Raw genomic sequence first — 9120 nt, 5'->3', positions numbered from 1 at the left:
CAGTTGAAGATCGTTAAGTTTCCTGATGCTGATTTTATCAGCGAGGGTGTTTTGGAAACGGGAGCCAAGTAGACAAATGCCCTCTGGGCTTAACCAATACCACCCCCTCTGGGGGTGGATTCTTTATGCCAATCGTTATGTATTGGTTATTATGAAAGTACCGGGTGACTCCTTAAAACCATCTGATCAACTTTCATTTTTTGTTATCCCTCCCCAAGGGGGGATGAAAGTTATTGCAGGACACCGCATTATAAAGGAGAGATATGAAACTCAAAGTCCTCATAATTATTCTTGTTGTGCATTTTTTTGCAGCTACTGCCTCGGCAGAGACAGTCAACCTTTCTGCGGCAGCCAGCATGACTGATGCGCTCAAGGAAATCATCACCGGTTTTGCAGCGGCCCATCCTGCGGCCCGGATCCGGCCCAACTTTGCCTCTTCCGGAAGTCTGGCTAAACAGATTGACCAAGGAGCACCGGCGGATGTCTATATTTCCGCCAATCCCAAATGGATGAAATACCTGGTGGGAAAGGAGCTTATCGCCCCGGGCACAGATCGTATCTTTGCCTATAACAAGTTGGTCTTTGTCGGGGAGAAACGTTCAAGGTCCTTGGCTCTGGACAAACTGACTGAACTCGACCGTATTGCCCTGGGAAGCCCCCAAAGCGTTCCGGCCGGTCAATATGCCAAACAGGCCCTGGAGCACGCCAAAATATATACGGTGCTTGCGCAGCAGAGAAAACTGGTTATGGCCAAGGATGTACGCCAGGCCCTGCTCTATGCGGATCGGGGCGAGGTGGACGGAGCCTTTGTCTATCAGACCGACGCTCTGCTGGCCCGGAATGCAAAAATTCTCTTCATCGTGCCGGATGATTCGTATGACCAGGTGGCCTATCCCCTGGGGCTGACTGTTGCCGGAGCAAAGAATGCATCGGCAAAGGCGTTGTATGAATATATGAGCAGCACGGAGGCAAAGCAGGTGTTGAAGAAGTATGGGTTTGAGATGGGCAAGTAACAACCTTACCGTGACGTGTTCACTGCACTTCCCCTGTTGACAGAGGAGGATATGTTTCGTAAATTGATCTGTTCAGATTATACCGTTCAGTAATGCGCTGCCCAAGGTGAAGGGGACATAACCTGAGCAGGTAGCCCTTCCGGACCATCTCACGACTAAGGAGCCATCATGAAGACCATCCCTCGCTGCATGAGCACCCAGCATCCCGATAATGCCTCAATCCCGTTTTTTGCTTCGGGATCAGCGCTGGTTGGTGAAGACGAAATCCGCGAGGCCTACTATGCCTTCTCCCACCTCGGCTGTGATGAACAGATGTGGGATGTGGAGGGCAAAGAGATTGATACCTACGTGGTCAAAAAGTTGCTTTCATATTACCCGGAGTACTTCCATGAGAACGTTCTCGGAGAGGATCTTCGCATCACACTTCGGGTGCCCAATCCCACTGTGGAGAAGACAGAGGGCAAAATCCTGCTGGAGACCCTGGAAAGCATTCCCCGCTCCTATGATGCGGCCCAGCTCTTTTATAAACGGGATGTACCACCGATTTTTGAGGTCATTCTGCCGATGGCGACCTCGGCCTGCTGCATTGATCGCATCTACCGCTACTATGCCGACCACATCATCGGACGCCAGCATGAACGCTTCAGATGCGGTGATATCACCATTGCTGAGTGGATCGGCGAATTTGCTCCGTCCCGGATTCAGGTGATTCCCCTGTTCGAGGACGTGGAAACCATGCTCAAGGCTGATGAAATTGTTGCAGACTACCTGGCAGACAAAGAGATTAAGGATCAGCGGGTCTTCCTGGCCCGTTCCGACACGGCCATGAACTTCGGGCTGGTTCCGGCGGCCCTGGCCAACAAGATCGCCTTGGCAAAGCTGGATACACTGTCCCGCCAAAGCGGAGTCCGTATTCATCCCATCCTTGGCATGGGGTCAGCACCATTTCGGGGTGGACTTTCTCCGCGCACTGCTGAACGGGTGGGACGTGAGTATCCCAGTGTGCCCACCTTTTCCATTCAGTCTGCCTTTAAATTTGATTATCCCATTGACGAGGTGCGGCCTGCGTGCAGGTATCTCCGGGAACGCGACATAGGACCGGCGGTTCCTGTTGATGTCGAACAGGCAGAGTCTATCATTCAGCGCTACAGTGCGACCTATCAGCACCATCTTATTGAGCTGGCACCCCATATTAATCGAATGGCCAAGTATATCCCGGCCCGTCGCGCCCGCAAGCTCCACGTCGGTCTGTTTGGCTATTCACGGGAAGTCGGCGAGATCACCCTGCCCCGGGCAATCTCCTTTACCTGCGCCTTGTATTCGCTGGGTTTCCCGCCGGAACTCATTGCCTTTGAGGAACTGAGCAAAGATGATCTTGCCTTTATGTTGAATATCTACCCGTCTTTTGGCGCCAAGATTCAGGACGCCCTCTGCTTTACTGATCTTGACAGCCCATTCATGACCCATGCCCTGCGTGCTGCGCTGGACAGGTCAGGCCTACAGTACGAAACCAACGAGGAGCATCTTGCCATTGTGCAGCGGATTCGCCGTGAGCTTCAACAGGGAGATTCAGCGCATATCACGGATATGCTGGTGCGGGCGGCCCTGATTCGGCGATTTCTTGGGTAGCCGCCTGCTCCCTGTTTTGTTTATTTTCCCCGCTCAGTGGGTTCGCTACTTCAGGTGCGTAACTTCCGTACTTTGAATGCCAACAGTACAAGAAGCAGACCAAAGAGAACGGCATAGGTAGCGAGCAACCATAACAGTGTCAGGATACCGGCGCTCGGCATAATCAGAAGAAGTATGCCCAGGAGAAAGGAGGCTACCCCGCTGAAAATCAACAGCCATTCGCCTTGAATTTCTTTGCGAAGCTGGATTGCAGTCACAATATCCAGAATGCCTGTAAGGAGAGCCCACACTGCAATAGCGATCAGCAGAGCAAAGGCTGTAACCCCGGGTGCCAGGAAGGTTACCAATCCGATAATAATACCGATCAATCCGCCCAGCAATCCTGTCCACCAATATCTGTTCTGCCTGCGTCCGGCAATGGAAGCGCCCACATGCAGGATGCCGTCAGTCAGAATATATACTCCGAAAAAAAGTATCAGGAGTGTCAGCGTGATACCAGGGTATACCCACGCCAGTACACCGAAAACCAAGGCGATAATACCGCGCAGAAGGAGCACCCACCAATTGTCTGCAAAAACAAAAGATATCTGTTTTTCTACCATGTCCATGTGTTACCTCCTTACTATTTATTTCCTTTGTTCATGAAGCTTTTTAAAAGACCATGACCAATGAGGTAACAGAAAATTGCTTTGTTGTCAAATCGGCCTGAAAGCTTGCGGTGCCTCTGCCTCCTTTCCGCAAGACTGCTCCGGTACAATGGGCAATACCTCTCTTGTGTAACGGTGGGTTGTACTGGAGTGTAACGGTGGTTTGCACTAGAGTACGACGGTGGGTTGAACTAGAGTGCAACGGTAGGTTACACTAGAGTGCAACGGTGGGTTGAACTAGAGTGCAACGGTAGGTTACACTAGAGTACAATGATGAATTGCACTAGAGTGCAACGAGTGAAAACACTCCGGTACTTTAGGTTATTCATAGTAACATGATTCATGTCGGACTGCCAGAGTGCGTGCCCGCCGCTGAGAAGATAAGATCACGGCTGGGCCGGGAAGCCAGATAGCTGATGATACTTGTTTCAATATAGACAGTTTTACTCATACATTAAATGATAACACCGCCCTTCGTTATTCACAATTGAAAAAACGGATAACATGCTCACCCTATCCCCTGACGACATCCAGGCCATTAAGCTCTCCCTCCAAGTGGCAGTCACCGCAACCATCATTGCCCTGCCCCCCGGCTTTGCCGTGGCCTATCTTCTGGCCCTGAGCAAGATGCGCGGCAAGGCCCTGCTGGAGGGCATGATCAACCTGCCCCTGGTCCTGCCGCCGGTGGTGACCGGCTATCTCCTGCTCCTGCTCTTTGGGCGCAAAGGCTGGATCGGCGGACTGCTGGACAAATTCGACATCCGCATCATCTTCACCCTGCGCGGGGCAATCATCGCCTCGGCCGTGGTCGGATTCCCCTTATTGGTCCGCTCCATCCGCATCGGCATGGAGGGCATTGACCGCCAGTACATCCAGGCATCCAGAACCCTGGGGGCGAAATGGTGGGACACCCTGTTCACCATCACTGTGCCCCTGTGCAGCCGGGCCATTTTAGCGGGCATGACCCTGATGTTTGCCCGCAGCCTGGGTGAGTTCGGCGCAACTATTGTCCTGGCCGGCAACATCCCCGGTATCACCCAGACCATCCCCTTGGCTATTTATGAGTACACCAGCACGCCGGGCGGCGACAGCATGGCTCTGTCCCTCTGCCTGATCTCCATCCTGCTCTCCTTTGCCGTGCTGCTCATCGGCGAGGCAGCCAACCGCAGTCTGGCAAGGAGGTAGGCAATGTTTCTCGAAGTAAATGTGACCAAGAAGTTTCCCGACATTATCTGTCACGCCGCCTTTTCCCTGGAAAACAAACAATGCGGGGTATTCGGGCCGTCAGGCAGCGGCAAATCCACCCTCATGCATATGCTGGCCGGACTGCTGGAGCCGGACAGCGGCTTCATTCGCCTGAACGGGCGCACCCTGTTTGATCATGAACAGAAGATCAGCCTGCCGCCGGACAGACGCCGGGTGGGTGTGGTCTTCCAACATGCCCATCTTTTTCCGCATATGAGCGTGCAACGTAACCTGTTCTACGGTATGAATCGCCTGCCCAAGCAGGAGCGTAATATCAACTCCGATCATCTCATCAAAGTCCTGCGCATTGATCAGCTGCTCAACCGCAACGTGACCAAGCTCTCTGGCGGTGAACGGCAACGGGTGGCCCTGGGACGCACCATCCTGGCCAATCCCCAGCTCATCCTGCTGGACGAACCCCTGTCCGGCCTGGACAGCACCCTGAAGTATCAGATCATCCCTCAACTTCAGCAGGTCTTTGCCGAGTTTTCCATCCCCATGCTCTTTATCAGCCACAGCCTTCAGGAACTTCGCATGATGACAGAAGAGGTGCTGGTGATGCAACAGGGGAAACTTGCCCAACAACTGGCCACAGAAGAACTTGCCCGGACCAGCTTCGGTACTGGTGGACAGGGATATACCAATCTCCTCCACCTGGATGCAATGGAGGATTTAGGCAAGCTACTCAGCTGTCGCTGGGGAAGCATTCCCATGATGCTGGTCAAGGCCCCGGATCAACGTCCAGGAGAATTCTCTCTGAATGGTCGGGACATCATCCTGTTCAAGAAACACCCTGATGCCTCCAGTGCCCGTAATATGCTTTCCTGCACGGTTCGCAGAACCTATGAAACAAACTGGCTGGTAGGCGTTGAACTGGACTGCAAGGGGCAAACCCTTATAGCGGAGATCGTTCCGCAATCTGTAGAAGAGCTGAATATCCGACCAGGAAAAGAGGTGGTGGCCGTATTCAAGGCCTCAGCCTTTCGACGACTCTATTAATTGGAGCAAGAATATGCGCTTATTTTCAGGTACAATCATTGCTACTCTCTTTATCACGACCTTATTGTTTTCCTGTATCTCCCAGGATGAAAAGCCTCCTCAGCAGACTTCAACAGAAGAGGAAACTGTTTTCATCCATGATATGACAATCACAACAGGCCAGACCCTCTTTGTGCCAGCCTATTCAAAGGTACATTATACTGGCAATAACACCATGAAACTGGCCGTGACTCTGACCATCCATAATACAGACTTCACCCACCCTATTTTCGTTACCTCTGTTCGCTATTATAACACCACAGGCAAGATGGTGCAGGAGTACCGGGAACAACCACTCCGGTTAGGGCCAATGGCAGCAACGGATTTTTTTGTTGATAGTGGTGAGCAAACCGGTGGCGTGGGAACACATTTTATTGTTGAATGGGTTGCAGAACAACCTGTTTACGAACCTGTTGTTGAGGCATTGATGGTGAGCAACTCCGGTACCCAGGGGCTTTCCTTTACCAGCTCAGGCCGGGTAATCAAGCATATCGACATCCCCCCGCCATTCTGATCTGTTGGCAAGGGATCAAGGGATAAAAGTTTATTATAAAAAAAATTATGACAGAACAGAATATCACATATGCAGCTGCCGTCCTGCACAAGGTTGCAGCTAATATCGAAAAGGTTATGAAGGGGCAAACCGATTCCATCCGACTGCTCCTGGCAGGCTTTGCCAGTGGCGGCCATATTCTGCTTGAAGATTATCCTGGCACGGGCAAGACCACCCTGGCCAAGACCCTGGCCCTTTCCATTGAGACCCGTTTTACCCGTATCCAGTTCACGCCTGATCTCCTGCCTTCGGATATCCTTGGTGTGTCCGTCTTTGATCCCAACGATAAAGAATTTCGCCTGCACAAGGGGCCGGTCTTCACCAATATCCTGCTGGCTGATGAAATCAACAGGGCCTCACCCAGGACCCAATCTGCCCTGCTTGAGGCAATGGCAGAAAAACAGGTCAGCATTGATGGCAGTCATTGTCCACTGGAAGATCTCTTCTTTGTTATTGCCACCCAGAATCCGGTGGAATCACAGGGTACCTACCCTCTGCCTGAGGCCCAAATGGATCGTTTTTCTCTCCAGTTCAGCCTGGGCTATATCAGTATAGAAGAAGAAGTGACCATGCTCTCCACCCAGAGCGACCACCACCCCATTGAAGATGTTGCTGCCTGTAGCACAGCTGAAGAAATCCTCATGGTCAAAAAACAGGTTCATGCTCTCCATGTCAGCGAAGAACTCAAGCAGTATATTGTCCAACTGGTGCATGCCACCCGCTCTTCTCCGGGCCTTGTTCTCGGAGCTGGCCCCAGGGCCTCCTTGTCTCTTATGCAAACGGCCCGGGCCCTGGCCTTGTTTGATGGTTTGGACTTTGTGACCCCGGATCATATTCAGGAGCTGGCAGTCCCTGTGATTGCCCATCGCCTGATCCTTGATCCCCAGGCCCGCTTTTCCGGTCAAACCACCCAGGGCATTGTGGAAGAAATCATGGAATCACTTCCTGTTCCAGCATAGCTGGCAGCTCGTTACGCTATGCGATATTTTTTCTATATATCTTATAAGCTCTTTGACGGAGTAAGCAGCTGGCGAAAAAAACACTTTACCTCAGCAGGCCTCCTGCTTTTAGGCGTTCTTGCCGTTTCTGCGGGCCTTGGAGTCAACCCGAGAAGCAGTACCACCTACCAGGTCTTTACCCTTGCCCTGGCGCTTCTCCTTGTTGCCTTCCTGTTCAGCCTCTTTTTTCGAATCCGTATTACCATCACCCGCAAGCTGCCCAAATTTGCCCAGGCAGGCGAGCCCTTAACCTACTCTGTCCAGGTTCACAACTATTCCCCCAAGCAACAACAAGGTCTATTGATTAGCGAGCAGTTTGGTGATCCCCGTCCCACCTATGACGAATTTCTCCGGGCCCGTGAACCAGAGGAAGACAGTCGTAATGCCTGGGACAGAAAAACCATGGTCTATCGTTGGATGTGGCTGGTGTCTAAAAACCGGCAGGCCAAGGGAAAAGAGCACCCTCTGCCCTCCCTGCCTCCGCACGGCAAAGAGCAGGTCCGCATTGAGGTCATGCCCTTGCACAGGGGCTATCTGGAGCTGACCGGTATTACGCTTTCCCGTCCTGACCCCTTTTCGTTGTTTAAGGCCTGTCGTTTTTTACCTAACTATGAACGAGTGCTGGTGCTCCCCAAACGCTATCGCTTACCGGAACTGGCCCTTCCTGGTTCCCATCGCCATCAACCCGGCGGGGTTGCCCTGGCCTCTTCTGTGGGCAATGCTGATGAATTTATCTCTCTGCGCGACTATCGGGCCGGTGACCCCCTGCGACGAATCCACTGGAAGAGCTGGGCCAAGACCGGCAAGTTGATCGTGAAAAATTATCAGGATGAGTTCTTTGTCCGCCACGGTCTGGTGCTGGATACCTTTCAGGAACAGCCCTATAGCCGGGCCTTTGAAGAAGCAGTGTCGCTGGCTGCCTCCTTTGTCAGCACCGTGGAAAACCAGGAATCCCTGCTGGATCTGATGTTTGTTGGCAATAAGGCCTACTGTTTTTCCTCGGGCCGGGGGATATCCCATACAGAAAGCATGATGGAAATCCTGGCCTGTGCCCAGCCCTGTCATGATCGGCCCTTTGCTGAACTTTCCTCACTCCTGCTTAATCATGCCTCTCGGGTCAGTGGTTGTATCTGTATCTTGCTGCGCTGGGATGAAGAACGGCAGGAGATGATAAAAAAAATGCAGGGGCTGGGAGTACCGTTGAAGGTGATCGTGATTACCGAGCAGGTCGATGCTGTGGGTGACCCGGGGCCTATGCAGAGTGATGCAGAGAATTTTCATGTGCTGGTTGCTGGTGAGATGGAGCAAGGGGTAACTGGGTTATAACAAGAGCATGAATGCATTAAACAAAGCAAATACAACAAAAAGATTATAATTTCAAAAACAACCAAGGAGAACATGTCATGAATGTTGAGATCTATGTTAAACCCGAGTGTAAAAACAACAAGAAGCAGATAGAAATGCTGAAAGAGAAAGGGCACAAGGTCACAGTCAAAAACATCTTTGAAGAAGAATGGACAGCGGAAAAGCTGACACCCTTTTTTCAAAACCTGTCTTTTGACAAGTGGCATAATCCCTATGCGCCCAGAGTCAAGAGTGGTGATATTGACCCTGCACGTCTGACACAAGAAAACATCTTTGATGAGATGATCAACGATAACTACCTTATAAGACGCCCTCTTCTTAAAACAGCTGATCGTTATGATTGTGGGTTTGATAGTGAACTTGCCAAGGAGTTGATGGAGAACTCTGACGTTGCTGAGGTGCTTGTCTGCCATCAGGCGGATAATGTTTGTGAGTAGAAGGAGAAGGCTTATACGAATAAAAGGCCGTGAGTCATGTCTGGAATTTCTCCTGAGACAACGGCCTTTGTTCATATTCTTCGCCCCTTCAGCAGCAATTCCCGAACCCCTCTCAAATGCTGAAATAGCATAGTTGAACAAAAATATTTTCGTAAACATTTTTTATTCGTGTTTGACATATCAAACGTTTTGGGT

At 51.5% G+C, this 9120-nt stretch carries 9 protein-coding genes; 8 read left to right on the top strand and 1 reads right to left on the bottom strand.

The window, feature by feature from the left end:
- Nucleotides 1–263 precede the first annotated feature (263 nt).
- Both modA and ppcA read left to right on the top strand, forming a co-directional pair.
- Nucleotides 264–1013: a molybdate ABC transporter substrate-binding protein gene (gene modA / locus L2082_RS16800; RefSeq protein ID WP_446009852.1), complete on the top strand. Its 750-nt coding sequence runs from the start codon at nt 264–266 to the stop codon at nt 1011–1013.
- Between the two features lie 168 nt (nt 1014–1181).
- Nucleotides 1182–2642 (top strand): phosphoenolpyruvate carboxylase, encoded by a 1461-nt coding sequence (gene ppcA, locus L2082_RS16795; protein ID WP_446009851.1) that lies wholly within the window; start codon nt 1182–1184, stop codon nt 2640–2642.
- A gap of 50 nt (nt 2643–2692) precedes the next feature.
- Here ppcA and L2082_RS16790 read toward each other — a convergent pair whose 3' ends face one another.
- On the bottom strand, nt 2693–3250 hold the full coding sequence (locus tag L2082_RS16790) for an HdeD family acid-resistance protein (protein WP_446009850.1): 558 nt from the start codon (nt 3248–3250) through the stop codon (nt 2693–2695).
- 543 nt (nt 3251–3793) lie between these two features.
- On the opposite strand from L2082_RS16790, the gene modB reads away from it, so the two are divergent.
- The 6 genes from modB (at nt 3794) to L2082_RS16760 (ending at nt 8925) form a co-directional block, all read left to right on the top strand.
- On the top strand, nt 3794–4474 hold the full coding sequence (gene modB, locus L2082_RS16785; protein ID WP_446009849.1) for a molybdate ABC transporter permease subunit: 681 nt from the start codon (nt 3794–3796) through the stop codon (nt 4472–4474).
- Between the two features lie 3 nt (nt 4475–4477).
- Nucleotides 4478–5533, top strand: a complete 1056-nt coding sequence (modC, locus tag L2082_RS16780) for a molybdenum ABC transporter ATP-binding protein (RefSeq protein WP_446009848.1) — start codon at nt 4478–4480, stop codon at nt 5531–5533.
- 13 nt (nt 5534–5546) lie between these two features.
- Nucleotides 5547–6086: a DUF3124 domain-containing protein gene (locus tag L2082_RS16775; RefSeq protein ID WP_446009847.1), complete on the top strand. Its 540-nt coding sequence runs from the start codon at nt 5547–5549 to the stop codon at nt 6084–6086.
- Nucleotides 6087–6133: 47 nt separating this feature from the next.
- Complete coding sequence (locus tag L2082_RS16770; RefSeq protein ID WP_446009846.1) at nt 6134–7084, top strand: AAA family ATPase; 951 nt, start codon at nt 6134–6136, stop codon at nt 7082–7084.
- A gap of 18 nt (nt 7085–7102) precedes the next feature.
- Nucleotides 7103–8449, top strand: a complete 1347-nt coding sequence (locus L2082_RS16765; RefSeq protein WP_446009845.1) for a DUF58 domain-containing protein — start codon at nt 7103–7105, stop codon at nt 8447–8449.
- Nucleotides 8450–8526: 77 nt separating this feature from the next.
- The gene (locus L2082_RS16760) at nt 8527–8925 is read left to right on the top strand and encodes a hypothetical protein (protein ID WP_446009844.1); all 399 of its coding nucleotides are present in this window, start codon (nt 8527–8529) and stop codon (nt 8923–8925) included.
- Nucleotides 8926–9120: the final 195 nt, after the last annotated feature.

Source organism: Candidatus Electrothrix sp. (assembly GCF_052785085.1).
The sequence above is the reverse complement of the archived record's forward strand: the minus strand, read 5'-3'. Positions and strand labels throughout refer to the sequence as shown.

What these genes read in the sequence shown, in the direction of transcription:
- modA (WP_446009852.1), top strand. Translation starts at nt 264, where the DNA reads ATGAAACTCAAAGTCCTCATAATTATTCTTGTTGTGCATTTTTTTGCA.
- ppcA (WP_446009851.1), top strand. Translation starts at nt 1,182, where the DNA reads ATGAAGACCATCCCTCGCTGCATGAGCACCCAGCATCCCGATAATGCC.
- L2082_RS16790 (WP_446009850.1), bottom strand. Translation starts at nt 3,250, where the DNA reads ATGGACATGGTAGAAAAACAGATATCTTTTGTTTTTGCAGACAATTGG.
- modB (WP_446009849.1), top strand. Translation starts at nt 3,794, where the DNA reads ATGCTCACCCTATCCCCTGACGACATCCAGGCCATTAAGCTCTCCCTC.
- modC (WP_446009848.1), top strand. Translation starts at nt 4,478, where the DNA reads ATGTTTCTCGAAGTAAATGTGACCAAGAAGTTTCCCGACATTATCTGT.
- L2082_RS16775 (WP_446009847.1), top strand. Translation starts at nt 5,547, where the DNA reads ATGCGCTTATTTTCAGGTACAATCATTGCTACTCTCTTTATCACGACC.
- L2082_RS16770 (WP_446009846.1), top strand. Translation starts at nt 6,134, where the DNA reads ATGACAGAACAGAATATCACATATGCAGCTGCCGTCCTGCACAAGGTT.
- L2082_RS16765 (WP_446009845.1), top strand. Translation starts at nt 7,103, where the DNA reads ATGCGATATTTTTTCTATATATCTTATAAGCTCTTTGACGGAGTAAGC.
- L2082_RS16760 (WP_446009844.1), top strand. Translation starts at nt 8,527, where the DNA reads ATGAATGTTGAGATCTATGTTAAACCCGAGTGTAAAAACAACAAGAAG.